The organism is Lentilactobacillus parafarraginis DSM 18390 = JCM 14109 (genome assembly GCF_001435895.1).
In the GTDB taxonomy this organism is placed as follows: domain Bacteria; phylum Bacillota; class Bacilli; order Lactobacillales; family Lactobacillaceae; genus Lentilactobacillus; species Lentilactobacillus parafarraginis.
The window spans coordinates 1-26,629 of record NZ_AZFZ01000003.1; the positions used below are offsets into that span (position 1 = coordinate 1).

25 protein-coding genes and 1 riboswitch are annotated in these 26,629 nt (G+C 47.6%); of the genes, 6 read left to right on the plus strand and 19 right to left on the minus strand.

The annotated features are described in order from the left end of the window. Window positions 1–30: 30 nt before the first annotated feature. Both FD47_RS01070 and uxuA read right to left on the minus strand, forming a co-directional pair. Complete coding sequence (locus FD47_RS01070; RefSeq protein ID WP_054732466.1) at window positions 31–1,326, minus strand: MFS transporter; 1,296 nt, start codon at window positions 1,324–1,326, stop codon at window positions 31–33. Between the two features lie 498 nt (window positions 1,327–1,824). After that, window positions 1,825–2,898 (minus strand): mannonate dehydratase, encoded by a 1,074-nt coding sequence (gene uxuA, locus FD47_RS01075; protein WP_056979939.1) that lies wholly within the window; start codon window positions 2,896–2,898, stop codon window positions 1,825–1,827. Between the two features lie 179 nt (window positions 2,899–3,077). Between uxuA and FD47_RS01080 the strand changes: the two genes are divergently transcribed. The 3 genes from FD47_RS01080 (at window position 3,078) to FD47_RS01090 (ending at window position 5,563) form a co-directional block, all read left to right on the plus strand. Next, window positions 3,078–3,737: a GntR family transcriptional regulator gene (locus FD47_RS01080; protein WP_040537927.1), complete on the plus strand. Its 660-nt coding sequence runs from the start codon at window positions 3,078–3,080 to the stop codon at window positions 3,735–3,737. Between the two features lie 279 nt (window positions 3,738–4,016). Beyond that, window positions 4,017–5,039 carry a sugar kinase gene (locus FD47_RS01085; protein WP_054732462.1) on the plus strand — a complete coding sequence of 341 codons (1,023 nt, stop codon included), beginning with the start codon at window positions 4,017–4,019 and terminating at the stop codon, window positions 5,037–5,039. A 104-nt stretch (window positions 5,040–5,143) separates the two neighbouring features. Then, window positions 5,144–5,563, plus strand: coding sequence for a hypothetical protein (locus tag FD47_RS01090; RefSeq protein WP_054732459.1), 420 nt, complete (start codon window positions 5,144–5,146; stop codon window positions 5,561–5,563). Between the two features lie 94 nt (window positions 5,564–5,657). Here FD47_RS01090 and FD47_RS01095 read toward each other — a convergent pair whose 3' ends face one another. From FD47_RS01095 to FD47_RS01110, 4 genes are all read right to left on the minus strand, one after another. Continuing rightward, window positions 5,658–5,915 carry an SHOCT domain-containing protein gene (locus FD47_RS01095; protein ID WP_040537938.1) on the minus strand — a complete coding sequence of 86 codons (258 nt, stop codon included), beginning with the start codon at window positions 5,913–5,915 and terminating at the stop codon, window positions 5,658–5,660. Between the two features lie 137 nt (window positions 5,916–6,052). Continuing rightward, window positions 6,053–6,904 carry a tyrosine-protein phosphatase gene (locus FD47_RS01100; protein WP_054732457.1) on the minus strand — a complete coding sequence of 284 codons (852 nt, stop codon included), beginning with the start codon at window positions 6,902–6,904 and terminating at the stop codon, window positions 6,053–6,055. A gap of 130 nt (window positions 6,905–7,034) precedes the next feature. Next, window positions 7,035–7,943, minus strand: a complete 909-nt coding sequence (locus FD47_RS01105; RefSeq protein WP_054732455.1) for a magnesium transporter CorA family protein — start codon at window positions 7,941–7,943, stop codon at window positions 7,035–7,037. Between the two features lie 206 nt (window positions 7,944–8,149). Further along, window positions 8,150–9,520, minus strand: a complete 1,371-nt coding sequence (locus FD47_RS01110) for an Nramp family divalent metal transporter (RefSeq protein ID WP_056979940.1) — start codon at window positions 9,518–9,520, stop codon at window positions 8,150–8,152. 244 nt (window positions 9,521–9,764) lie between these two features. Here FD47_RS01110 and FD47_RS01115 point away from each other — a divergent pair, with 244 nt between their 5' ends. Further along, window positions 9,765–10,412 carry a TetR/AcrR family transcriptional regulator gene (locus FD47_RS01115; RefSeq protein ID WP_138467567.1) on the plus strand — a complete coding sequence of 216 codons (648 nt, stop codon included), beginning with the start codon at window positions 9,765–9,767 and terminating at the stop codon, window positions 10,410–10,412. 90 nt (window positions 10,413–10,502) lie between these two features. Here the strand turns inward: FD47_RS01115 and FD47_RS01120 are convergent, their stop codons facing one another. Then, complete coding sequence (locus FD47_RS01120) at window positions 10,503–11,867, minus strand: Nramp family divalent metal transporter (RefSeq protein WP_008213978.1); 1,365 nt, start codon at window positions 11,865–11,867, stop codon at window positions 10,503–10,505. A gap of 765 nt (window positions 11,868–12,632) precedes the next feature. Here FD47_RS01120 and FD47_RS01130 point away from each other — a divergent pair. After that, window positions 12,633–14,027: a uracil-xanthine permease family protein gene (locus tag FD47_RS01130; RefSeq protein ID WP_054732449.1), complete on the plus strand. Its 1,395-nt coding sequence runs from the start codon at window positions 12,633–12,635 to the stop codon at window positions 14,025–14,027. A 310-nt stretch (window positions 14,028–14,337) separates the two neighbouring features. Here FD47_RS01130 and FD47_RS01135 read toward each other — a convergent pair whose 3' ends face one another. From FD47_RS01135 to yjeM, 4 genes are all read right to left on the minus strand, one after another. Next, window positions 14,338–15,198: a GRP family sugar transporter gene (locus FD47_RS01135; RefSeq protein ID WP_404820080.1), complete on the minus strand. Its 861-nt coding sequence runs from the start codon at window positions 15,196–15,198 to the stop codon at window positions 14,338–14,340. A 172-nt stretch (window positions 15,199–15,370) separates the two neighbouring features. Further along, window positions 15,371–16,105: an SDR family oxidoreductase gene (locus FD47_RS01140; protein WP_054732444.1), complete on the minus strand. Its 735-nt coding sequence runs from the start codon at window positions 16,103–16,105 to the stop codon at window positions 15,371–15,373. A 20-nt stretch (window positions 16,106–16,125) separates the two neighbouring features. Beyond that, the gene (locus tag FD47_RS01145; protein ID WP_054732443.1) at window positions 16,126–16,773 is read right to left on the minus strand and encodes an endonuclease III domain-containing protein; all 648 of its coding nucleotides are present in this window, start codon (window positions 16,771–16,773) and stop codon (window positions 16,126–16,128) included. A 200-nt stretch (window positions 16,774–16,973) separates the two neighbouring features. Beyond that, window positions 16,974–18,491 carry a glutamate/gamma-aminobutyrate family transporter YjeM gene (gene yjeM, locus FD47_RS01150; protein WP_056979942.1) on the minus strand — a complete coding sequence of 506 codons (1,518 nt, stop codon included), beginning with the start codon at window positions 18,489–18,491 and terminating at the stop codon, window positions 16,974–16,976. 281 nt (window positions 18,492–18,772) lie between these two features. On the opposite strand from yjeM, the gene FD47_RS01155 reads away from it, so the two are divergent. Then, window positions 18,773–20,128 carry a threonine/serine exporter family protein gene (locus tag FD47_RS01155; RefSeq protein WP_056979943.1) on the plus strand — a complete coding sequence of 452 codons (1,356 nt, stop codon included), beginning with the start codon at window positions 18,773–18,775 and terminating at the stop codon, window positions 20,126–20,128. 82 nt (window positions 20,129–20,210) lie between these two features. Here the strand turns inward: FD47_RS01155 and ribH are convergent, their stop codons facing one another. The 8 genes from ribH to FD47_RS01195 form a co-directional block, all read right to left on the minus strand. Then, window positions 20,211–20,687 carry a 6,7-dimethyl-8-ribityllumazine synthase gene (gene ribH, locus FD47_RS01160; protein ID WP_054732441.1) on the minus strand — a complete coding sequence of 159 codons (477 nt, stop codon included), beginning with the start codon at window positions 20,685–20,687 and terminating at the stop codon, window positions 20,211–20,213. Next, window positions 20,687–21,904, minus strand: a complete 1,218-nt coding sequence (locus FD47_RS01165; RefSeq protein WP_054732438.1) for a bifunctional 3,4-dihydroxy-2-butanone-4-phosphate synthase/GTP cyclohydrolase II — start codon at window positions 21,902–21,904, stop codon at window positions 20,687–20,689. The genes ribH and FD47_RS01165 overlap by 1 nt, the downstream gene beginning before the upstream one ends. Then, window positions 21,897–22,505: a riboflavin synthase gene (locus tag FD47_RS01170; protein ID WP_054732435.1), complete on the minus strand. Its 609-nt coding sequence runs from the start codon at window positions 22,503–22,505 to the stop codon at window positions 21,897–21,899. Before FD47_RS01170 ends, FD47_RS01165 begins: the two co-directional genes overlap by 8 nt. Next, complete coding sequence (gene ribD, locus FD47_RS01175) at window positions 22,505–23,554, minus strand: bifunctional diaminohydroxyphosphoribosylaminopyrimidine deaminase/5-amino-6-(5-phosphoribosylamino)uracil reductase RibD (protein ID WP_138467571.1); 1,050 nt, start codon at window positions 23,552–23,554, stop codon at window positions 22,505–22,507. The genes FD47_RS01170 and ribD overlap by 1 nt, the downstream gene beginning before the upstream one ends. Before the next feature lie 185 nt (window positions 23,555–23,739). Continuing rightward, a riboswitch (FMN riboswitch) is annotated at window positions 23,740–23,873 on the minus strand. 180 nt (window positions 23,874–24,053) lie between these two features. Next, window positions 24,054–24,401: a hypothetical protein gene (locus FD47_RS01180; protein ID WP_054732432.1), complete on the minus strand. Its 348-nt coding sequence runs from the start codon at window positions 24,399–24,401 to the stop codon at window positions 24,054–24,056. A 285-nt stretch (window positions 24,402–24,686) separates the two neighbouring features. After that, window positions 24,687–24,884, minus strand: a complete 198-nt coding sequence (locus FD47_RS01185) for a heavy-metal-associated domain-containing protein (RefSeq protein WP_054732429.1) — start codon at window positions 24,882–24,884, stop codon at window positions 24,687–24,689. A gap of 33 nt (window positions 24,885–24,917) precedes the next feature. Next, complete coding sequence (locus FD47_RS01190; RefSeq protein ID WP_056979945.1) at window positions 24,918–25,361, minus strand: CopY/TcrY family copper transport repressor; 444 nt, start codon at window positions 25,359–25,361, stop codon at window positions 24,918–24,920. A 249-nt stretch (window positions 25,362–25,610) separates the two neighbouring features. Next, window positions 25,611–26,615: an aldo/keto reductase gene (locus FD47_RS01195; RefSeq protein ID WP_056979946.1), complete on the minus strand. Its 1,005-nt coding sequence runs from the start codon at window positions 26,613–26,615 to the stop codon at window positions 25,611–25,613. Window positions 26,616–26,629 lie beyond the last annotated feature (14 nt).

Sequence of the window (26,629 nt, forward strand, 5' to 3'; positions counted from 1 at the left end):
AAGCTTGTTTTAAGACAGACCCTAATTGAATTATCGAACTCGTTTAATCAAAGAGATTGAAATCCCACCGATAATTTCCATTCCGATGGCGAAAATGAAGATTGCTTGATAACCAAATCCTTCAACAATTGCTGATGCAACCATGGCACCAAGCATTTGGCCAAGGGTGTTGGCCAGGTTAATCAGACCCAAATCTTTACCGGCAGTATCGGATGATGGCAAAACATCCATGTTGAGAGCGCCATCAACTGAGTTATACAAACCATTACCAAATGCGGCGATAACGGCGTAAACAAACATTGCCCAAGGTTCCTTAACAAACAGTGGGAACAAAGCGGCAAAGCCCAATGCAAAGGTCGCAATCACAACCGGAGCCTTAACCCGCTTCATCTTATCGGCAAGCGGCCCACCAACCAGGGCGAAGAACACCCCGATCACTAACATGATCATTGAAAAGACGGAAATTGACTTACCTGCGGCGCCGGTTCCCTGACCAATGTAGTCGGTGAAGATGAACAACAGGAAGGTGGTGACAATTGTTGAGCCAACAACCATGAAGAACTTACCACAAAGTGCCAGGTAGAAGTCCCGGGCATCGTGAGTTGGGAAGAAGAAGTACTTCATCAAGGTTTGCTTGTTAAACTTAACTTTTGGTTCATCCAGGTTACCCTTTTCTTGAATCAGTAATTCGTGAATCAACGCCAGGACAACCGTGCAGGCAGCCATGACGTAAATCCCAAACTTAACGTTCCCCAAGAACTGGGCGGCTAACAGGGCAAACCCTTGCTGGGCAATCGTAAAGCCAACTCCGTAAAAGGTGGAAACAGTTCCCCGCCATTTCGGGGCAACCCGGTCCGATATTTGCGGATAAATGGCTGCCGCAATGGCATTTTCGGCCGCGGCCGCGATAATCCATATGAAGATAATGGCCACAATTGATTTCACATTGGCGATGACCACCAGCGAAATCGCAATCGCGATGGTTCCTAAAACGATGTATGGCTTCCGTTTACCAAATCGTGAACGGGTGACGTCTGATAACGCCCCAAAGAGCAAGTTGGTAATTGCCCCGGTAATGGACGCAACCGTTGCTAAAATCCCAACCGCCCATACTTTATGAACCGGATCCAACTGGGCAAACAACTGGGGAATTAAAACACTCCGGGTTGATCCAATTGGTCCGTACCAACATAGCGGTGCCAGAAACATTGCTGACGACACCATCCAAGGCAATTTTGGCTGCTCTTCGTCCTTCACCCGCGCGTTGGTGACTTCACCGACGGCGGTTTTGACAGCCTCTTTGTCAAAATCATCTTTCTTTGCCATTCGACTTCCACTCCAATGTTTAAATAATTTGCTGATATTGGTAGCGGATTCAATTCATTGTGTCAGTTAACGTTGCTGGTACAGTGGTTGAACCTCTGCCAAATAATCGCCATTCTAATGAATCATTTCACGAAAAAATTGCAGTTAATTTTAAACACTGATTTAGTAAATTATCGTAAAAATGAACTGATTAGAATTTTAATATATCAGTTACTTAGAATTTATCACTTGGAGTAAGCGCTGTCAAATTAGAATCAATCACCGCAATAATCGTCATACGCGCTGATATATCAACGATTATTTACGTATTGGGGCATTAAACCGAAAAAAATATTTTTACTAAAGTTAGAAAAATATCGTATTCAAAGAGTTATCTTCCATGCGGCATGACGGCCGGAGCTTGTTGATGGATTCACTAAGTCGTTCATATTTATCAACTTTTTTCACGAAAAAAAGACCGAACACAAATGATGTGTCCAGTCTTCGATGATCGACCAATTATTTTTTGTTTAATGCTTCCCAAAGTCCAAGTAGGTAGGTAATCCCCAGGGCACGGTCGTACAGCCCATATCCTGGGCGACCGTCCTCACCCCAGATATTGCGACCATGATCCGGGCGAATATAGCCGTCATAATCAGTATCGTGGAGGGCCTTCATAATTTCGAACATGTCCAGGGATCCCTCAGTGGATGGGTGGGCAGATTCATGGAACTTATTTTTACCGACGTGCTTAATGTTACGAACGTGCATGAATGGCACCCGGTCCTTCGGCACAAATTCACGAATGATGGCCGGTAAATCGTTTTCCGGGTTTTCACCCAAGCTCCCAGTACAAATGGTAAAGCCATTGTAGCGTGATTCGTGAAGCTGTTCAATTCGCAGCATATCCTCCCGATTCTTAAAAATCCGGGGCAAACCAAATAATGGCTTCGGCGGATCATCCGGATGCATGGCCATTCTAACGTCGAATTTCTCACATACCGGAATAATTGCGTCCAGGAAGTACTTAAGATTTTCAACCAGCTTTTCTTCGCTGACATCCTTGTACGCCGCAAACAGCTCTTTTAAGGCAGCCAGTCGTTCTGGTTCCCATCCTGGCAGACTGAATCCGCGAGAGCCCGAATTCATTTCGGCCATCAAGGCTTCCGGATCCTTTGGCAGCTTACTTTCATCGTACATCATGGCGTTTGAGCCGTCTGCTAGTTGATGATGCAGGTCGGTTCGCAACCAGTCAAACACCGGCATAAAGTTGTAACAAATAACCTTAACGCCGGCCTTGGATAAGTTCTTGATTGTTTGAATGTAGTTTTCGATATATTTGTCACGGGTTGGTGCGCCAATCTTGATGTCATCGTGGATGTTAACGGACTCGATGACTTCAAGTTTAAGACCGGCATCCTCAACCTGCTTTTTTAACGCGTCAATTTTTTCCTGCGGCCATACCTCACCAACCGGAACATCGAACAGAGCGCCAACAACCTGCTTGGTTTGCGGAATCTGCCGGATTTGGGCGAGCGAGATTGGATCATCCTTTTCGCCGAACCAGCGAAACCCCATTTTAAGATTTGCCATAATTTCCTCCTGAGTTAGTCACCAAAAATTAATATTCTAGTATATTACTTACCAATAAATTACCACGCTTCGAAAACGCTGTCAAACATTATTTGACCTCGATATACTAGAATTTCATTGCACGTGATACAATAATACCAGTATACATACATTATATGAAGAAGATACGAGGGATATTCATGCAAAGCCTTAACGAAACAGCTTACGAAACAATTCTAAATGACATTTTACGATTAAAATTAACCCCTGGCGAACGCGTTCAGGACAAGAAACTAATCGAGCAGTTAAAAATCAGCCGGACCCCGGTGCGCGAAGCAATTCTTCGTCTAAAAAACGACGGTTTGATGGACACCGTTCCCCAAAGCGGCACCTATGTCACCAAAATCAGTTTAAAAAGTGCCTTGAATGCCCGCTTCGTTCGCCAAAGCGTTGAGCGCAGCGTCGTGGAACAGGCTTCCCAGAAAATGAACGATTTTGATATTCTCGACGCCCAAACCATCATTGAAAAGCAAAAAATAGCGGCTAAACAGCGCAACAGTCTGGATTTCTTTCATCTCGATGACGATTTTCATAAGAGTTTCTATGCAGCAACCGGTAAAACCGAGGTTTGGAACTGGCTGAAGGTTTTAACCCTTCAATTGGACCGCTACCGATTCCTCAGAATCCAAAAGACCGAAATGCCGTGGGAAGAATTGATTGAACAACACCAGGGCATTGTTGACGCGGTTAAGGCTCACGACCAGCAAGAGAGCGGCCAACGAGCTTACGACCATTTAAACCTGATGCTGGCCGAGAAGAACGTCTTGTTGGAAGAATTTCCGGATTATTTTGTGGATTGACAATTAGTTGCTCGTAGATTGGCCCCAGGCAGGTTGTGCTGTTTGGGGATTTTTTGTGAGTGGGATTATCTTACGCAAACGTGCTTCACGGCTCTGCCGCTAACATCTAAGGGCCGGCTGGCAAAAATCCAAAATCGGGATTTCCACCAGCCGGCCCTTAGATACCGCGACACCCGAGCCGTTCCGCNTTCCGCACTCTCTTCTAGTTGACATTCTAATATATTAATATACAATAAACTGTAAGCGGAATCACACTTTCGATTATAGGAGACGAACACAATGAAATTAACGTCCTTCGGTGAATTAATGCTCAGATTCAAGCCGGCAGCCTGCACCCGGATCATTCAAGCCACCTCTTTTGAGGCATCCTTTGGTGGGGCTGAAGCCAATGTCGCTACCTCGCTGACTTTGCTGGGCAACCAAACTGCCTACATTACCAAACTGCCAACGAATACGCTGGGAGAAGCCGCCATTTATAAATTGCGGGGTTATGGCATCGACACAACCCACATTTTACGGGGTGGCGAACGGATTGGCACCTACTACTTTGAAAAGGGCACCAGTGTCCGCGGTACCAACGTGATCTACGACCGGGCCCACAGCGCGTTTGCGACTTCGACCAGCGATGAGTACCAATGGTCGAAATTGTTAAGCGGCACCAACTACTTTTACGTTTCCGGGATTACCCCCGCTCTGTCCCCCGCCCTTCAGGAAGCCGTTTTAGACGCCGCCATTTACTGCTACAAGAGTGGGATTAAGGTCGTCTACGATGCCAACTATCGCGGCAAATTATGGTCGCCCAAAGAGGCCCAGCAATTCTCCAAGCAGCTAATGCCGTACGTCTCGATTGTGTTTGCGCACGATGAAGACTTTGAATCGTCATTTGGGATTCAAGCTTTCGACGGTGACATGACCAACGGGATTGCCCAAAAGACGCAGTTTAAAGCCGCCATGAAGCAGCTGAAAGCCGAATATCCCAACCTGGACACGATTGGGTCGGTACTCCGAAATATCTACTCAGTTGAAAACAGCCAGTGGTCAGCCATTCTTCTCCAGGATGATGACTTCTATGAAAGCCCAGTTTACGACGTTCACGTCTATGAAGGCGTCGGCGGCGGGGATGCGTTCGCGGCCGGGATCATGCACGGCTTCATGAATCACTTAACCCCCCAGCAAACCGTTGAATTTGGGATTGCCGCCAGTGTTACCAAACTCACCATTTCAGGCGACTTCAACCTGGCATACAAGGATGAAATTGCCGAACTGGCAAATAATCACGGTTCATCAGCAATGAATCGTTAACGAATGGCGCAGATCCATATCTAAAAACCACTGAACCCCCTCCCAATCAGATGGTATAATAGTAAAGATAATTATTCTGAACATCCATAGGGAGGTCCTTATTCGTGAAATTTTGGAAACCAATCGTTTTATCCGTCGCCGGATTATCATTGGGGCTGGCTGCAGCCAATCCTTCTCAATCCCAAGCAAGTGCCCGGTCAATTCCCACATCCCTTAGGGGTACTTGGACCGGCGTCTACAAAACGACCAATCATGGCTACCCGTTCACCATCAAAATCGTCAAATACACGCTGGCTCAAAATAACTATAAATACCATTTGAAAACGACAAAGAATGCCAAGGCAAGCAACACCTTTACTCTGAGTTCAAAACCTAATAAAAAGGGCTACTGGCGGTTTATCCTCACCAGCAGCAATGACAAAATGTATCTCAAACGGACCACTAAAAATGGCCGGGCAGCGCTAATCCGCTACTCATATGACGAGAATCACAAACCGGTTGTCCAGTATCTATACCATCATTAATGATTCCGCAGTCAAACCCAAAGTAAAATCCCACTCCAAACTGATTAAGCTCAGCTAGGAGCGGGATTTTTTTGGCCGCGTTTAAGGCCAAAGACTAACGCTTCAAATTTTCTTTTCGTTTCAGGTACTCACCTTCATCGATCTTACCAGCAGCGTACTGCTGATCCAAAATATCGGTCGCCGATGATTGATGACTGAATTTTCGATGACTGGAAAATGCCATATAAATCACCACTGCCAGGACAATAATCAGTCCAATTGTAATAAATGACATTCCGGATCCAAACCAGCCCGTCATGTGACCCCCGCCAAAGCCGGACCATCCCGAGTGACAACCCCATCCACGCATCATAAAAAACCATCCTTTCGCTTACCATTTCCTTTATAATACCCCCACCGGTATTTATTGGCAACCCGAGAACGGCAAAAAACCGTTAACCACTCGCCTTTTAAGCGGTGGCTAACGGCCTTGGCCATCAAAGTCATCAGTTATTCTAAATAAATTTTTCGGAGTTTACGTTGCTGACGCTTGGAAACATGCAGTCCGTGAACCAGGTAATTATCAATGGTTCCGAACTCCTTGTGAATCTCGTTGAACGCGGCCTTCAAATACGACCGGTCAACGCCGCCGTCAATTCTTGCGTGCGCCAATTCCGCCGGGGTTGCCCCCTCGGATCGCATTTCAGCGAGACGGGCTTCGTTATGAGCCCGTAAAAAATCATTTGACGCCGCATAATCATCAAAGATTGTGCTCAAGTCGACGCCCAAGACATACATAATCAAGGCGCCGCCAAGGCCGGTCCGGTCTTTACCAGAGGCACAGTGCCATAAAACCGCCTGACCATTAGCGTTCAGCAGTGCCAAGAACAGATCATGGTACGCTTCTCTGGCCCGGGTATTGCGAATGTATGACCGATAATGTTGGCGATTATTGTGATCGTTAATCACGTAGTGGAAACTCTCATCGGTATCAACGGAATCATTAATGTATGTGACACCGGGCATGCGAACATCCGGCTGGGCAGCGACTTCCTGCGGCCGCCGGAGATCAAAGTCAATGCCAACGTGATAAATTTTAGTCAGTTGTGTAATATCATTGGCCGTCAGGTGATTTAATCGAGCCGATCTCAGTAGCCGGTGCGCCTTAATCTGCCGGCCATCCTTGGTGATGAACCCGCCAAGGTCGCGGACGTTGAAGGCGCCTTCCAGTTTAATTTCATGTTCGGCTTCGGTTTTCGCCGGGGTGAGGGTTTTAATCGCTGAATCCGGGGTCTCAGCCGAAACCACCCCTGCTTGAAATGATGACCTTGATGAAACATATTCGCTTGGACTATTTTTCATGATGATCACGCTCCTTTTCAGTCTCACATTATCTAATGTAACACCTTTATTGTAGTGCGTTCAGTGATTTGTTTGGTGAAGATCCTGTAAAGGTTGCGTAAAAGTTTTCTGAAAATCCCCAGCGATTTATTTACATCTTGTGGCGCACCCGTAGCATGATCAGCAGCCACACAATTAAGGTGACCGAAATGATGATGACCAGTATCCAAGCATCCTGCATCTTAGAAAGCGGCAGCGCAACGTTCATGCCGTAAAACCCGGTGATGATCGTTGGCACCGCCATAGTCAGCGACCAAATTGTCAGAAATTTCATCGTGTCGTTCAGGTTATTATTGGCGATATTATTAAACGTGTGATCGATGCGATCCACCACCTGGGTTTCAATTTCCAACATCCGCTGAACCTGCTCAGCTTCAATTTGGACGTCCTCAAACAAGTCCCGTTTGTCCTGGTCAGCTCCCTGGCCAAAGTAAGTCTTGGGCAGCCGATTCAGCAAATTCAGGTTGATTTGAGTCGCCGATGACAGGAAGGTTAGCGTCTGTTGCAGGTGGGACAGGGCAATCAAATCGCCATTTTTCGCTTTCCGATTCAACATCTTATCCAAATGATTCCGTTTCTTGGAAACGTCTCTGGAAATGGGAATGTAACTATCCATCAAGGAAAAGAGGGCCTCCAAAATAAACGCGTCCACGGTATCCACTTCGGGGTTATCAGCGGCGTCCGCTAACGCGCGGTTCACCTCGCGAATGCCGCTTTCGTTAAATGTGAACAACGTCCCCTTATGCAGCAGAATGGCAAATGGCCTGGTAATGAATCGTAAGTCAGTGCGATCCAGCGCATATGGCGCCAGAAAGATAAACAGTTGGTCATCCTCATTAATATCGTGAACGTAGTTGGCACTTTCATCCTTATCAGTGACGTAGGTGACGATGTCTTCATCGATCCCATAGTCATTTTGCAGCTGGGTGCGTTCGGCCGGCGTCAGCCGTTCCGTCTCAATCCACTTAACACCCGCAATTTCTTTAGCTGGTCTAATCATTAGCCATAGTCCCCCGCAAATCGATTTTTTAGAAGTGATTAATTATATTCTACACGAAAGAAAGGGAGTTGCGACAATCTTTTGACTGGCGCGACTCCCTTTCTAATTTTCTCAATGAACTAGTTGTCCTTTTGAAACGGTTAGATCGATTTATAAAGTCTATCTTCAATATAAGAAAATCTATTTTATACAGCGATCTAAACGGGTTACAGAATTCCCAACGTTTGGGCAATGAGATAAACGTTCAAGCCGATCAGCACAACCGTGGCAATCCAGGCACTGTACTTAACCCAAGCCTTGTTCACAAATTCGCCCATCAGGCGCTTATCACTGGTGTATTTTACCAGCGGCACAATGGCAAATGGCAAGGCAACGCTCAGAAATACTTGTGAGAAGGTCAGCAGGTTTTCGATCTTAGCTTCATTTCCGTGGTAGTAGATGGCGAAAATAAGCACCGGCGTCACAGAAAGTAACCGGGTTAACAGGCGCTGAGCCCACATTGGCATTCTCAGGTGAATGAAGCCTTCCATGATGATTTGCCCTGACAGCGTTCCAGTAATGGTCGAACTTTGGCCGGATGATAATAATGCAACGGCGAACAGTATACTCAATACTGGGCTGGCAATCGCGCCAACAATACTTGAATTACTCAAGGCGTTAAACAAATCAACAAATCGGCCAACGGTGCTATGAGTGCCAAAGAACAGTGCGGCACCCAGAACCAGTAACAGCGAGTTGACGATAAAGGCAATCGTTAACTGGAGATTGGAATCAATGGTCGTAAACTTAATTGCCTTGGCAACCGCCTTTCGATCACTGCGATCAACTGCTCGGGTTTGGGAAATTGATGATCCCAGGTACAAATCATGGGGCATCACGGTAGCGCCGACAATTCCAAGTGCCAAATACAGCATCGACTTATTTGTCACGATGTGTGTGGTTGGCAGATAACCGGCAAACAACTGGCTCATTTGCGGTCCTGACAGGAACACCTCGTAGGAGAAGACGCCGAGAATCACCACCACTAATGTGGCAACGATGGCTTCAATCTTCCGAAAACCCAGTTTCATCAGTACCAGCAACAACAGCACATCCGCACTGGTAATCAGAATTCCAACCACCAACGGAATCTTGAACAGTAACTCCAGCGCAATTCCGGAACCAATAATTTCAGCAACGTCAGTGGCCATAATTGCAAGTTCAGTAATGATCCATAAACCAAACCCAACGCGCTTACTGGTATTCTCGCGGGTTAACTGAGCTAAATCCTTACCGGTTACAATGCCTAATCTGGCAGCCATGGATTGCAGCAGCATGGCAATCAAACTGGAAATTAACACCACTGACAGGAGACTGTACTTAAACTGGGCACCCCCGGCAATTGACGTGATCCAGTTACCAGGATCCATATAGCCGACGGCAATCAGCACCCCGGGCCCGGTATAGGTCATCAATGTCCGCCAGAATCCGGCGTTCTTCGGCACTTTAATACTGCCATTTACTTCATCGAGACTCTTATTACTCCCCTCGGTATTTTCGAAAAACTTATGCTTTGGTGCGACAACACTTTCACGCATGTAAAAGCCCTCTTTCATTGGTTTGAATTCGGGTTGGTTGTTTGAGTGAGCACTCAATCAATTCCCACTGATCATTATAGGCCCTTTAATCGATTCGTCAAGCATTTTCTGAAAATAGTAAAATGCCGCCACACAGGCATTCCTGAGCTAAAAGTTTGGGGCGCTTAATTTTTGGTTATTCTTTGTAAAAGAATGATTTAAGCGTATACTAATAAACGAAATAGTCATAAAGGCGGTGTTCTCAGTGTCGCAACAGGTTTCACTTAAACTTTTCTTAGATAATCATATTTTTGATGGCATGACTGATAAACAAATTAAGATTATGGTGGCAGCGATTCGAATATTTGCCGAAAAGGGCTATGCCAATACCAGCACCAAGGAAATTGCCAAGGCTGCCGACGTTGCTGAGGGCAATATTTTCAGCAAATTCGACAACAAGCGCGGGCTGCTCAATGCCATTGTCAACCCGGTAATCGCCACCCTGTTTCCAGAAACGCTGAGCCAATTCTCCGACGCAAAAATCGCCAACCATTCCACCAGGCTGCACGACTTTATTGGCGCAATGGTGGCTGACCGCATCAACTTCGTTACTGAAAATGCCGACGTGATGAAAATTTTCATCGCTGAGATGGCGTACAACCATCAACTTCGCGACGCATTCCGGCATCAATTTCAGACCACCACCGCCTTTTATACCGACGCCATCACCCGAAACCTCAATCTCCTGAAGGCCACCCAGCAGATGGTGGACTGGCGCAATCCCGAAATAATGCGGATGATCTGGTCGCTTGTCGGCGGCCTGATCATTAGTTACCTGTTTTTTAACCAACCCATCACCGACCACGACATTTCACACGCTGTCGATGGCCTCACAAAAGCGTTAAGTCGTTAATCACCAAAAGGAGCTGCAGACAAACCGGAATGATTTGTCTGCAGCTCCTTTTGGATCATCGCTTTGTTGATGATTGTTAACGGCGAGTGATTAGAACAGGCCGAACGTTTGAAGAATCAGATAGATATTCAATAAGATAAGGACGATCGTCGCGAACCAAGCGGCGTACTTCACCCAGGCGCGATTGGAAAATTCGCCCATAATTTCTTTGCTGCTGGTAAAGATCACGAGCGGCACGATCGCAAATGGCAGTGCGACACTTAAGAATACCTGCGAGAAAGTCAGCAAATTTTCAATTTTTGCTTCATTTCCGTGGTAGTAAATCGCAAAAATGATCACTGGGGTTACTGATAATAACCGGGTCAACAATCGTTGGGCCCACAGCGGCATATGAAGGTGAATGAACCCCTCCATGATAATTTGGCCGGAAAGCGTCCCGGTAATCGTCGAACTCTGGCCGGACGCCAACAGGGCAACGGCGAACAGCATGCTCAACAACGGGCTGGCAATGGATCCAACGATCTTCGAATTGCTTAACGCGTTAAACAGGTCAACGAACCGACCCAGTTCACTGTGAGTGCCAAAAAACAGGGCCGCTCCCAAAATCAGCAGCAGACTATTAACGACAAAGGCCAAGGTTAACTGAATGTTGGAATCGATGGTTGTAAATCGAATGGCTTTTTTCACGGCATTCCGATCCTGCCGGTTAATGGCCCGGGTTTGGGAAATCGAAGATCCCAGATACAGGTCATGGGGCATGACGGTCGCCCCCACGATCCCTAATGATAGGTAAAGCATTGATTTGTTGGTCAAAATATCACTGGACGGAAAGTATCCCTCTAAGACCTGGGTGACCTGCGGACCGGATAAAAAGACTTCGTAGGCGAACACGAACAAGATCACGGCCACCAGGGTTGCGACAATCGCTTCGATTTTTCGAAAGCCCAGCCGCATCAGCAGTAATAGAATCAAAACATCGGCACTGGTAATTAAAATACCAACGATGATGGGGATGTTAAACAGCAATCTGATGGCAATTGCCGATCCGATGATTTCTGCAATATCCGTGGCCATAATTGCCAATTCAGTAATGACCCACAGAAAAAATCCCACGCCCTTTGAGGTATGCTCCCGGGTTAATTGCGCAAGGTCCTTGCCGCTGACAATTCCCAAGCGGGCGGACATGGCCTGAAGAAGCATCGCAATTAAACTGGAGATCAAAATGACGGTGAGCAGCTTGTAGTTAAACTGGGCGCCCCCGGCAATTGACGTGATCCAGTTTCCGGGATCCATGTACCCAACGGCAATCAGAATGCCCGGGCCAGTGTAGGTAAACAGCGTTTTCCAGAAGCCGGCATGGTCCGGCACCGCGATGCTGCCATTTACCTCATCCAAGCTCTTACTGGCAGTTTCCTCAAATTCAAACATCTTTTTCTTTTCTGAATCATCTTTCATGAGTTAGCCTTCCCTTCATTGGGTTGAAATTCAGGCATTTTACTTGAATTTATCAACTAATTGCCAAAAGATATTATATACTAGTTATGTTTTTAGTCAATTAAAAGGTTGCCAAACTGGGAATAAAGCTAAAAATTGCCCCAATTTATGGCATACTAATGAGAAATTGGTCGGATTTTTACATTACATATATGGAATGTTTACACGTGACTGGATCACTGCCGATCGGTTGCCGAATCACTCATTGAGACCTTTTTAGCATTGCTCAGCAAGCCTGATCGGCGTTTTTCAGAACCCATTTATGAATAATTTGTGAGAACTAATTTAAGTGAATTTCGCGACCATTTGGAAATAATGACCTTTGTTCGCCAATTGTCATCAGCGTCATTCCGGCATTATTGGATAGCTGAATGGAAAACTTCGAAAAAGAAATTTGGACCATCAAAATCCGAACATTAAAATTGAAATCAATTATCATTTTCGCATTGAAGAATAAACGCAGACAGTATATAATAACCGCTATAAGGAATAACGAATTATGAGCATTTATTCCGATTTAATGTTCGTATTTTACAAGAATCCGTCTCGGGTGCCGGTAGGTTTTCCCTCAACATTCGCGTTGTCCCGGCCTCAACCCCGGCTGGAGGCCGCGCGGACATTATTGGTGGGCAAGCCAGTCATCACCGCATCAGATCATTTTCAGGCATTTACTTCAAAATTAAGCACGAGGTCGTTTCCGCGGCCTTAGCAAAAAGGGAGATAACAATGAAACGCAATAATAATGGCTTACTTTATGGTCCGGAAGATAAGGTTTCGTACTTCCAATCAGGTCTCTTAGGCCTCCAGCACGTCCTGGCAATGGACGTCTATGTACCGCCGCTAATCATCGCCGGATTGCTTTCCATGAGCGTCGTTCAGAAAACCGGGTTTCTGCAGGCCGCCTTTTTGGCCTGTGGGATTGGCACCATTCTTCAAACCAAATTTTTCATGAAGCTCCCGGTTTCTCAAGGCCCGTCGTTCGTCCCGATTGGCGCCGTTGCCGGCGTCTACCTCACCAACGGTGGTGCCAATGGGGGGATGGCCACCGTATTGGGATCGCTGCTCATCGGTGCCGTTTTATTGATTCTTCTCGGAATTTCAGGCATTTACCAAAAGATTATTAATACCTTAGTGCCGGCACTGGTCGGTGGCACCATCATCACCTGTGTGGGGTTGTCGTTGTTACCGTCGGCGTTAAACGATAACATTTTTAAAGCCAGCGGCAACGCAGCCCAAAACATTGAAATTGCGGCCATTACCGGGGCGGTCATGTTAATTGCGATTACCATTGGCCTCCGGGTTCCCCAGCTGCAGCGGCTCTTCCGGGTTAGTTCAATCATCATCGCCCTCATCGTTGGGACGATCGCCGCTTCGTTCATGGGCCGGTTCGACTGGTCATCAGTCAATAACGCGCCATGGTTCAGTTTACCCGGTTTCACCGCCTTTCACTATGGCTTTCACTTTTCATTACCCGCCATTTTGACATTCATCGTCATTTACATGGTTTTAACCACTGAAACAACCGGGACCTGGTTCGCCATGAGCGCGGTGGTTGGCGAAAAGATTTCTAAGAAGCAGTGGAACCGCGGGATCATTGGCGAAGGCTTAAGCTGCCTCTTCGCAGCAATTCTCGGTACCACGCCGATGACGGGGTATTCCACTAACGCCGGCGTCATTTCCATTACCGGGGTCGCCAGTCGCCGCGTGTTCGTCTCTGCCGGGATTTGGTTCATGGTCCTGGGATTCTTCGGCAAGTTATCCGCATTCCTGTCAGCGGTCCCCGCACCGGTCATTGGCGGTATCTTCTCAATCATCTGTGTCATTATCATGCTTAACGGTCTCAATGTTATCCGCTACCTCGACACAAATGAAAGTTCAATTTACATTTTGGGAATTCCGATTGTCCTGACAATGGCGGTCATCTTAGTGCCAAGTCACTTAGTTGCCAGCACCCCGCAGATCATTCAATACCTGTTAGGATCACCAATCACCATTGCGGCCATTAGCGCCATTATCTTGAATTTGGTAATGGGTGAACGGCCAGAGAAATCACCCAGTTCTGCAGCTGAAACGGTTACCACGAAAAAGCAAACATCGAAATTAGCCGAATCAAAATCATAAAATTAGTCACAAAAAAATCGTCGAGCTTCTGGTTCGACGATTTTTTTGCACCTAGCGACTTACAAATAAACAAAAAGAGACCGGTAATTGAAGGATGTTCCGATCTCATATTCTTTTTATTGAAGGATTTAATTCAGTTTCACTTTTTCAATTCAATTGCAACAGTACGATTGTTTGGCACTTTCATTGATAAACAACGACCACATTGATGTGATGCAATCGGTTGCCTATTCCCCTCTGTCAAGACAATTATACTAATCCCCCAATTAACAATCATTATAGCATTGTTAACCAAGTTGACAAGAGATTTTTAAAAGATTGATGTGACAACCGCACCACCAATGATTAGAACCAGCCCGGTTAGGGTAAAGACCATTTCGCGGCGACTTTTATTTTCGTGCATAACCAGCATCCCGCCCAGTGTCGAAATAACAACGGATACCTGGGAAACGATGAAGGCCGTGTTAACCCCATTATCACGAACTGAGAAAATGTACGAAACGGCGGCGATTGAGAAAATGAGCCCGCCAATCATATTCATCCAGCTCACCTTTTGCTTCACGGCATCAAACTGACCGCTAAATGCCAAGTAGATCAGGGCTGCTAACACCATGCCAATTGATTCCGGCAGAAAAATGGCAATCCCGGAACTTTCCAATCCCCGGGGAATTGAATTATAAATACAGTAGCCAATCGCGGTAAACAGCAACATGATGATGTTGCGAACCAGGGCCTGATGGTTATCCCGCTTGGATCCCTTATCAGTAATCGACGTCAAGTAAATGCCGACAATTAACAAGACAATGCCGCTTACGCCGGCAACTTTTTCGATGCCGGTCGACCATTCGCCAAAGATGAACACCCCAATCAAGGACGTCCCGATTAGCTGCATCCCGGTTGAAATTGGCATCGTGGTTGAAACGCCGATATTCTTATAACCAATGTATTGGCCGACCTGACCGACGACCCAAAAGGCACCCGCCAAGGCGGCAAACACAAAACTCTTTAAATCAATCGTGGGCCTGACAATCGCAAAAACTACTAAACTGGCCGCGAGCAGACCAACCGTGGTCCCGAAGATTTGATTACTTGGCCGCCCACCAATTTTAGCCACAACTGGTGGTAGAAGCCCCCAACCCAGTGCGGGTAACAATAACATTAATAAACTCAATTCAGACATCCTCTCTTAATGACATCAACTGCTATCGAAAAATTAATTTCTTATTACATAATAAAGGTCGACGCAGAGATTGTAAACGGATTCTTGAAAAGATTTTACACAATGTTAATTTTTTTGAATCAAGTATGAAAAAAACTCCCAATTAGCGGGAGTTTCATCAATCCTATAATTTTTGGCTTCGCGGCCGTAAGAGCACTTCGTTGATGGCAACGTTATCCGGCTGGTCAATTGCGTAAGCCACGGCGTTGGCAACGTCAGCCGCTGCCAGCCCATTTTCCTTCTCGTCCTTTTCAATCCGGGCCCTGGTCTGGGGATTAGTGATTGTGGAGAATAATTCGGTGTTCACGGCTCCCGGCGAAATCATGGTTGTCCGGATGTGATGAGCGACTTGCTCCTGACGCAGCCCGTCCATGATTGCTTGAATGGCGTACTTGGTCCCGGCGTAAACGGCGGTTCCCGGATGAACAATGTGACCGGCAACCGAATCAGTCGTGATCACGTGGCCCTGATTTTGGGCGATCATGATCGGCAGCACCGCGGCAATCCCGTACAGGACGCCCTTGATGTTAACGTCAATCATGCGTTCCCATTCATCAACCTTCAATTCAGAGAGTTCCGAAATTGGCATTAAACCGGCATTATTGTAGAGAACGTCCACCCGGCCAAATTGATTTTTAGCCAATTCAACCAACGAAGCGACACTCTGACGATCGGTGACGTCGGTTTTCTGATACAGTACCTGACCCGCCGGAAATTTCGTGGCGATGGCCTTCAATCGATCTTCTCGCCGCGCCCCGAGCACCAGTTTGGCGCCATCCTTAGCCAACACCTCCGCGGTTGCCTGACCAATCCCACTTGACGCGCCAGTGATGACGATAACCTTATCTTTAATTGTCATGGTGAAACCTCCTCGTATTATTAATCTGAATTTGTGAGAGAGAATGATGCAAGAAAACTTTTCTGAAACTGTTCCCGAGTCTTACACTGCTTGCCAAATTCATCGATCAAGCCGTGAAACTCCTGGGCATCCCGATCATCGAAGTTAGCCGGCAACTTTATCCGCCGCTTTAATTTGGCGTAGGTATCAATTCGTCGGTAACCTAAAAACGAAAAGAGATTTCGGGCATACTTATCAGCAATGAACGCCGGCTGATCGAAGACATAAACCAGCAGTGAATCAGCCGTCTCCTCGCCAACGCCGGGAAGGGCTAACAACGCCGAACGCAATTTGGGCCCATACTTGGCAGCCATTTTCGTAAAGTCATTGTGATCGACTGAAAACCAGTGAAGCACCGCCAGGAGACTCTTGGTTTTATTCACGTAAAAGCCACTGGGCCTGATAAGTTCCTGAACTTGTTGGGGCGTCAGCTGCAGAATCCGACTGGGATCCAGTCCCGTTTCACGGCGCAAATTGGTCAACGCCAAATCAACGTTGTTCCAGTTGGTATTTTGAACCAGGATGGCGCCAATCACAATTTCGATTTTGGAATCCGCGGGCCACCAATGTGAAGGCCCCATTTCAGCAAGCATTTTATGGTACAGCGGCATCGGGTTGATGAGTTGCATGCAATCACCTCACTTATAGTTTACCATTCCGGACTTCTCATTCTCAATGAGGAACTCGCTCATTCGAAACGCGACTGTCTCCCCGCGCCAAACAGAAAAACGGACGACCATTCCTCAATCAGGAATCATTGTCCGTTTACCGCAACTGGGTTCTCCCCGCTGCTCAAGCTGCTGGCAAAATTTTCAGCCAGCAACTTTGTTTAATTTTCAGATGGCTTTTCAACCAGCTTATGGGCGCGATTTGATCGCCAAGTCTGGTATTGCAGAAAGGCCCACGCCACAAAGCCAAAGAAGATTGGTCCAATAATTGTCCAGAACGCGGTCATGTAGTCATGGTCAAGAATCGGTGCCAGGGCGGTAAAGCCGATGCCGGCAACCAACACGAACAGAACCACCCCAACAATTGTGTCGGTTAATCGCCGATTGGTAAAGATTTCAAACGGTCGGTCAAGATCCTGCCGCCGCTTAAAGAACGGAAAGGCGCCAATCAGAAAGAGGTATGGGAACGACGTCGAGATATTACCCATATTGGTCAAAATCACGTAGAACTGTTGGGCACTTGATCCACCAAAGCTGACGAAGAAGATGATAACCACGACAACGGCAGCCTGAACCCACATTGCAAACGCGGGCATCCCCTGCTTGTTCAACTTGGTCATCCGTTTCGGCCAAAAGTGCGGATTTGATCCCATAATAAAGGATTTCAGCGGTGAATAAACCAGCACGAAGAACGATCCCAAGTACCCCAGGAACATGCCGAGGCCGGCGAACCGGGCAAATAGCGTCCCTAAAAAGGCACTGCCGGCTGCCGATAAGTTCAAGCCTTCTCCTAATGAGTAACCAAGGTTATTCATCAGCACATAGGTAATGTTTCCCAGGTTAACCTGGTCGTTTCCCAGAATTTTCTGCCAGTTAGTACTGATTCCCCAAAGAAAAATGGTGAGTGAGTATCCCAAGGTGATAATCAAAGCAGAAATCATCAATCCACGGGGGAAGGTCTTTTCCGGCTTGTCCATGTTATCGGTCACCCCACCCATTGACTCGGTACCGGCGTAAGCAAATACCGCGTAAACAATGAAGGAAACCAAAGCGACGGGTGACTGGAACTGGGCATTTGGCGACTGAACAAAGCTTGATAGCCCGTGAATCGGTTGGGCCATATGACCACCGTTTAAATAGAGAATGGTCAAACTGGCAACGGCAAAGATCACGTTCAGAGCGATCGAGAAAATACCGCCGATCGACGCAATCCGGGCAATCGAGTCCATGCCCCGGCCAGCAAACCACGTGATCACCAGGATCCAAAGAATGGCGAGGATTCCGATGACCTGATTTGAATTAAGGCCCAGAAACTGCCACGACTGGGTGCGATCGCCGCCAAACAGCGTGGTTGAAAAGGGAATCCAAACTTTTGAAGCGGTCGACGTCATCCAAATGATCCATGAAGACAGCCAAATGAATGTGCCGATAAAGGCCCACTTTTCACCAATCGATCCTGCCAGCCACGAATAGATCCCCCCATGGGCATCCTTAAAGGTTGACCCGTACTCGGCAAACATCAGTGAGCTGGGCAGAAGGAAGAAGACCGCTGCCAGCACGTACCAGATAATACTGGCATAACCCATCTGCTCGTAAGCAACGGTGGTGTTGGCAAACCCAAATATCGTTGAAATAATCATCAGGACAAGGCCGCTTGTCTTGATCTTGTTGTTTTTCATTTTTTAAGCACTCCAATTAATAAATATGTCATATTTTCCAAAAATAAAGTATAGACATTCATGGTAAAAAAATGCTGTGAGTCTGCTAACAAACAAATGGCAAGAATCCGGTAGACAATGAGAAGATTTCTTGCTTGAAGTCCTTTCCCCTTTAATTGGGACTTGTAAGGGCTTGCGGGTTTTTTCCGGCCCTAAACCCGCTTGAAATTCGCTTTCTTCTGCGCCTATAATATAGGAATTATTAGCAGTTATCTGCACTTACATATTTAATGGAGGAACCAATGGCTAACGATCAACAACATTCAGAATCCCAGAAATTCCATTTATCACAACGCCATCATATGACCATTCCCTGGGGAAGTTTTATTCAAAATGATAATGTCCCAGCTCGAAACGCCAGCTTGCGCGAACGGGCTTCAATCGTTGGGCGGATTGGCATTATCATGCTTTCCTGCGGTACCGGAGCGTGGCGGGTTCGCGACGCGATGGACACGGTCGCCAGAAAGCTCGAAGTGACCTGTTCGGCTGATATCGGTTTAATCTCGCTGGAATTTACCTGTTTCAGTAACGAACACAGTTACACCCAAGTGCTCAGCCTTCCCAATACCGGGGTAAATACCGACAAGCTCAACATTCTTGAGAATATGGTTAAAAACTTTGACGACGATTTTTCGTCACTAACCGTTCGCCAAATTCACAACATTATCGATGAGGTTCAACAGCGGCCCAAGCAATACACGCCAATTATGTTGGGCTTGGCAGCCGCTTTAGCCTGCAGCGCCTTTATTTTTCTGCTTGGCGGCGGGATTCCGGAAATGATCTGTTCGTTTCTGGGGGCCGGCATCGGTAACTGGGCCCGGGCCGTCATGGGCAAGCATTCCATGACCACGGTTGCCAGCATTGCTATCAGTGTCGCGCTGGCCTGTTTAACCTATATGTACACGTTTAAAATTTTTGAGTTTTATTTCCAAGTTCTTGCTCAGCACGAAGCCGGCTACATCGGCGCCATGCTGTTCGTGATCCCCGGCTTTCCGTTTATCACCAGCATGCTGGATATTTCCAAATTGGACATGCGCTCCGGATTGGAACGACTGGCTTACGCCATTATGATCACGCTGGTGGCCACTTTAGTGGGTTGGCTGGTCGCCCTGGTCTTTGATTTTCGGCCGGAAAACTTCCTACCGCTGGGCCTGTCGCCACTGGTCATCATGCTGCTGCGGCTGCCGGCGAGCTTCTGTGGGGTCTTCGGCTTCTCGGTGATGTTCAACAGTTCCCCTAAAATGGCGATGACTGCCGGCTTTATCGGCGCGCTGGCCAACACCCTGCGATTGGAACTGGTTGACCTGACAACCATGCCCCCAGCGGCGGCCGCCTTTTTCGGTGCCTTGCTGGCCGGCCTGATCGCTTCTCTGGTCAACCGCTATAATGGTTACCCGAGAATTTCGCTGACCGTCCCGTCGATTGTGATTATGGTCCCGGGGCTCTACATTTACCGGGCCGTTTACAGTATCGGCATCAATTCAATCGCTGTCGGCGCGCTGTGGCTGACAAAGGCCGCGTTGATCATTATGTTCCTGCCCCTGGGCCTTTTTGTTGCCCGGGCGCTGCTGGATAAAGAATGGCGGCATTTTGATTGATCAATCATCACTAATCGAATTGATAACAAAAAGTCTGGACAATTTGCCCAGACTTTTTTGCTAGTTTTAACAATGCAATCGATCAGTCGCTCATTTCAGCAATCTGCGCTTCAACCGCCAACATCTGCATCAATCCATTTGCACACTCAGCACCTTTATTGCCGGCCTTGCCCCCCGCACGGGCAAGTGCCTGCTCGGTGTTGTCGGTCGTCAGCACCCCAAACATAACCGGAACCGGGCCGTTTAACGTGAGGGCCGCCAAGCCGGTGGTTGCCGCCTGGCAGACGTAATCAAAGTGGGCTGTCTCACCGCGAATAACCGCGCCCAGAGCAATAATGCCGTCCACCTGCCCGGTATCACCCAGGAGCTTGACTTCTCGGGGAATCTCCATGGCCCCGGGGACGTGAACCACCGTGATGGCAGCATCGGCAATTCCTAATAGTGCCAACTGCGACACACAGCCTTCTAAGAGCCGGCTGGTGACCAACTCATTGAATTGCGCAACCACAATGCCAACCCGCTTGTGCTGACTGATTAACTGTCCTGTAAATTGATTCATTAATTTCCAACTTCTTTCAATAAATGATTAAGTTTCGTCTTCTTCGTCAATAGATAATTCTTATTTTCAGGGGTCAGGCCCACTTCGAGTGAAATTCGCTCGGTGGTTTGAATACCATATTCCGCTAACTGGTGAATCTTATCCGGGTTATTGGTCATCAGCCGCACCTGTGATACCCCCTTGCGCTTTAAAATGGCAGCCGCAATTTCGTAATTTCGATCGTCAATTGGCAATCCCAGGTGCTCATTGGCCTGAACCGTATCAAAGCCCTGCTCCTGAAGTGCGTAGGCCTTCAATTTATTTGCCAAGCCAATTCCCCGGCCTTCCTGCCGCAGGTAAAGGACGGCGCCGCGGCCATTTCTTTGAATTCGCCGCAAGGCTTCTTGAAGCTGAGGGCCGCAGTCACACCGTTTCGATCCGAGAATGTCACCGGTTAAACACTCGCTATGCAGCCGCGTTAGCAAGGGCGCATCCCCCGCCAAATTCCCCTTGGAAATCAGCAGCGTGGGCTCACTATCATCTCCCGTATCGAATGCTTCCAAGGTGAAGTCCCCATACCGGGTGGGCAAATTGACGGTCGTGATGCTCTTGATCTGTTGGGCATCCCGATAACGGCGGTAACCAATAATCTCGTCAATCGTCAGCAGCGTCATCTGATTACCTTCCGCGATGGCTTTCAAATCCTTTCGACGGGCCATCTTGCCGTTCTTTTTCAAGATTTCACAGATGTAGGCGACCGGTGACCCCCCAGCCAACCGAGCCAGATCCACCGCCGCTTCGGTGTGGCCCTGACGTTCGTAGACACCGTTCTTTCGGGCTATCAGTGGAAAGATGTGGCCAGGGTGATAGAAGTCATCCCAGGTGCTGGTGCCATTAGCCAACTGGTGAATGGTATCAGCCCGATCAAAGGCTGAAATCCCAGTCGACGCTGTTTTGGCGTCCAATGTGGTCGTAAACGCCGTCCCAAAAGCGTCGCTGGAATCCGGAATCATTGGTCCCAGGTTCAAGCGGTGGGCCACCTCGGCGCCCATTGGTACGCAAAGCAGCCCGCGGGCTTTGGTGACCATCTGATTGACATTTTTCGGACTCACCTTTTCTGCCAGCCCGATCATGTCGCCCTCAGCTTCCCGGTCGACCGAATCGGCGACAATAATCAACTTGCCGGCTTTTAATTCAGCCAACGCCGTTTCAACTTTTTTAATCGTCTGCTCATTCATAATTTGCCAATCCTTCCCGTGCCAAATTCACCACGTACTTACCCAAAATATCGGTTTCAACGTTCACCTGATCGCCAATGGCAACCTGCCCCAACGAGGTATGGGTCATCGTGTAGGGAATCAGAGCCACTTCAAATGTTGTTAGGGTCGTCGTCACGACCGTTAAACTAATCCCGTTGATGCCAATCGAGCCCTTTTCAACAATGTAGGGGTGGTACTTCTGATCGATCCGAAATGTTAATCGTTGTGAGTCATCGTCTGGGGTGCGTTCCAACAGGGTTGCGGTCGCGTCGACATGGCCGAGCAAGAAATGCCCATCCAGCCGATCAGAAGCCGCCAATGCCGGTTCGAGGTTGACTGAATCGCCAACCGTTAAGTTCTTGAAATTCGTTCGAAACATGGTTTCCGGCATCACATCAGCAGTGAAGCCCCCGGTTTCAAATGCTGAAATGGTGAGACAGACCCCGTTCACCGCCACGCTGTCGCCTAGTGAGAACGCGGGCTGCTGAATTAAGTTGGTTTGAATCATGAGTTTGGCCTGCTGATCCGCCATTTCAACGCGGGCAACCCGGCCCTGATCCTGAACAATTCCTGTAAACATTAGTCAGCCCTCCTTGTTGTCAGCTTAATATCATCACCAAGTGACTGAACGGTTGGCGTCGCAAAGTGAAGCATCTCAGCGTTGCCAGGGCCAATCACCGCCGGCAACCCAGTGCCGCCAATCATGAATGGCGAAATGTAAGCCACCAGCTTATCCACTAGTCCAGCCTTCACGAAGGCCGCCTGAACGTGACTGCCGCCCTCTACCAGCAACGACTGAATTCCCTGATCGCCCAACTGTTCAATGACGACTGCAGGTGTCCAATCCGGCTTTTCGATCACCTTCACAAATTCCGGTAGTGAAGCGGTTGGTCGGTGGCTAGTCAAGATCCACACTTGCGCCGGGCTTTGAAATAATTTGGCGGTTAAATCCAGGTGCCGGGCGTCCCGCATCAGAATGATCCGAATCGGCTGGGTCTTCGCATCAGCCTCCCTAATTGTCAATTGCGGATCGTCAACGTGGTAGGTCCGCTCGCCCACCAGAATTGCCTGATTCAGTCGGCGCAATTGCTGACTATCCTCCCAGGCTTGACTGCCGGATAACCGTGTCCGGGTATCGCCGGCCTGATTAATTTTGCCATCAAGCGACATTGCATACTTCAAGGTCACCATTGGCCGCTTCCGCCGGTAATAAAAGTTGTAAGCTTCGTTCACCATTTCGGTATTGTCCAGGTTATCAACGACCACCCCATTCTTGGTCAACCGGTCAATCCCGTTGCCACCAACAATCGGGTTGGGATCAGCCTGGCCAATCACGACCCGAGAAAAGCCCAGGGCCACCAGGCGATCAGCGCACGGCGGCGTCTTACCGTAGTGACTGCAAGGTTCCAACGTCACGTAAATGGTGGCGCCCTCAGCATCACTTGGGCTGTTCAGATGTGATATCGCATCGATTTCGGCATGCGGTTCGCCAAATCGATGGTGATAGCCGCGAGCCAAAATCTGGCCGTCCTTCACAATAACCGCGCCAACCCGGGGATTGGTCCAAGTCGCTCCCAACCCCTTCCAAGCTTCAGTAACTGCTAACTGCATATAATCTTGATCATTCAATCTCACTCACCCCACGAAAAAAGCCCCGCAACAATTGCGGGGCATTAATTAGATAAGCTAAATAAGATTTCACACGAGTCTTGAAGAACCAGCTGGTTGGTAATAACGGAAAAGCAACCCCTTAAGGCCAATTTCCGACTGTTCACCAAACCATCCCAGTTCTTACCGATGTTTTGAAATGCTTATTGTTTCTTCTCCCATCCAGACTTTACTGTCGGTCCCAGACTCACACTGGGTCAACCGCTTAACGCGGGTCACGGACTTCGATCTTACAATCGTCACCGTCGGTCGGGAATTGCACCCTGCCCCGAAGAAATCTATTCAGTTTTCAAAAATTATCATACATCATTGGTGCGCTGGTGACAATCATGAATCATCGATTAAATTGGATCTACTAACTGGATAACGGCTGAATCCCTTGGTGGGCCTAGTGAGAAGATCTTACAAAAAGTAATTAAAATTTTAAAGCTAAATGGAAGCGGTTGCTAAAAAATCTAAATTACCGACTACCTAAGTACACATCCATTCGATGATTAACTTCTTTAAATTTATCTGCGGGTAATATCAGTGATACCTCATCAATCTGCTCGTCCTCTATAGGAGTTTGGTCCCCCCGGTCTATCGAGGAAATCTGCATTTGATAAAGGGGAGACTTAAATTGAAATAACAAAGAATTAATGTAATTTATTAATCTTATCCCCTTTCCAAACGTTGCAGAACTAAATAAACCTTTTACAGTTATTGTCACAAACTCATCATTGCCATCAATTGAAAAACTATCTAATGAAATTGAGTTTCTGTCCATGTAATTATCAACCAATTGTCCGATATAACCAATTTTCTTCACCATAACGCCTCCATGCGTATATAATTGCCTACTAGCTTAAAGGGGTCATTAAATTGCTTCTCCTCAATTTTATCAATAACGTTATTTATGTCAATGCTATAAACAATTGTCCAAATAATTTTAAGTGATAGTAAACTAAGCACAACGGGTGCATATAACTTTCATAAGCATATGAAGCTTCTCATGATATGGATTATCACAAAGCAATTGCCCTCTCGCTCAACAATATTTGTAATGTCAAAAAATACCGGCCCTAAAAGCGGTCGGTATCAATATTAGTGACTATTATTTTTGAATCCCCGTAATCTTAAAACGGGTATCAGCCAAAGTTGCATTTAATTCATCAACCGTTGTGTTCCCTTCAAAGGTCGCTGTCTTGCTGGCGAGATCAACTTTCACGTTAGAAACCTTCTGGCTAAGGTGTTCTGTCACATGCTTGACACAGTTGTTACACCGCATGCCTTCAATCGTTACTTTTGGCATTTTTGTCCCTCTTTCAAGTTCAAGATTATTCAACTAACAGTTACAGTCCGCACCCATGCCAGCGGGTAAACAGTTACACTGAACCGTTTTCGGCGCCGTTTTGGCCTTCTCTGCCAAAATTTTCTGGAGATTAGCGATGTCATCTTGAGAAAGCTCCCGGGATTGGATCACATCGGCAATCGTACTGCCAGCCCGCATCGCACACATGTGGTCAAATAAATCAGTCGCTGCGGCCGCCATCGAATCCTGTTCACCAACCGCTGCCTGATATTCATAGGGCCGCTGGTCGCCATGCTGGGTCACCGCGTGCTTCTTAATGAGTCGGTGAAGTAAGGTTTTGGTCGTTGAATCCGACCAGCCCCGCGCCTGATTCATGGTGTCAATTAACTGCCGGCTGGTCACTTTGTTCAGCGTCCAAATTGCCCGCATGACTTCCCATTCAGAATCTGAAATTGTCACATCTTTTGCGTCGATCATGTTAAAGTTCCCCTTTAATTGCGTACAGCTATCAACTACTATATTTATTAGTTTACAGTTGTAGTCAGTCAAAAGCAAGGATTTTAACAAATTGACCACGGTATTCCTGCCGACCATTTACGAAGAGGCTCTCAGCAGCACAACTAAATTGTGGACTCAACCACCTTCGACGCATCATTTAACGTCTCAGTATCAAGACCATTTGTCTGCCTTGCCGCAATGACCCCGGCAACGATAACGGCCTAATTTCTACTTAATCTGTCCCTGGCCTGCCAGAATCTGATCAATTTCAGATAATTCATCGGGACTGAAATCCATGTGATCAAGGGCCTTCACGTTATCTAAAATTTGTTGCGGGCGACTAGCCCCGATCAAGACTGAGGCAATTTCGGGCTCGCGCAAATTCCAGGCGAGGGCCATTTCTGCCAGGGTCTGCCCCCGCTTCTTGGCCACTTCGTTCAGTTTCTTAACTGTCGAAAGCGTTTCGTCCACCTGCTTGGGGTGCAGGAATGGGCTAGTCGATTTAGCCGCCCGGGAATCGGCGGGAATCCCATTGAGATACTTGTCGGTGAGCAGGCCTTGCGCCAGAGAACTAAAACTCACGGCGGCCTTCCCTTCACGTTTCAAAACCGGAAACAGGTCCTGTTCAATATGACGATCAAACATGTTGTACCGCGGTTGATGAATCACAAACGGCGTGTGGAGGTCATTAAAAATTTTGGTAATTTCGGCCGTTTGCTTGCCAGAATAGTTGGAAATCCCAATGTAAAGTGCCTTCCCTTGGCGAACCAGCTGATCCAGGGCCATTGCGGTTTCTTCAAACGGCGTATCGGGATCCGGCCGATGCGAATAGAAAATATCGACGTAGTCCAGACCCATTCGTTTCAAACTCTGGTTAGCACTGGCAATAATGTTCTTCTTAGAACCCCACTCCCCATAAGGGCCGGGCCACATATAATACCCGGCCTTGCTGGCAATAATCATTTCATCCCGGTAAGGCTTCATATCCCCGGCCATAATCCGGCCGAAGTTGGCTTCGGCACTGCCGGCAACCGGACCGTAATTGTTGGCCAAATCAAAGTAAGTGATTCCACAGTCAAACGCCTGGTGAATAATGGCCTTTTGATTTTCAAATTCGTCAACGCTGCCAAAATTATGCCAGAGCCCTAAGCTCAAGGCAGATAATTTCAAGCCGCTCTTACCAACCCGCTTATAAACCATTTTATCGTATCGCTGCTCGTCTGCTTGATACATTTTACGACCTCCAT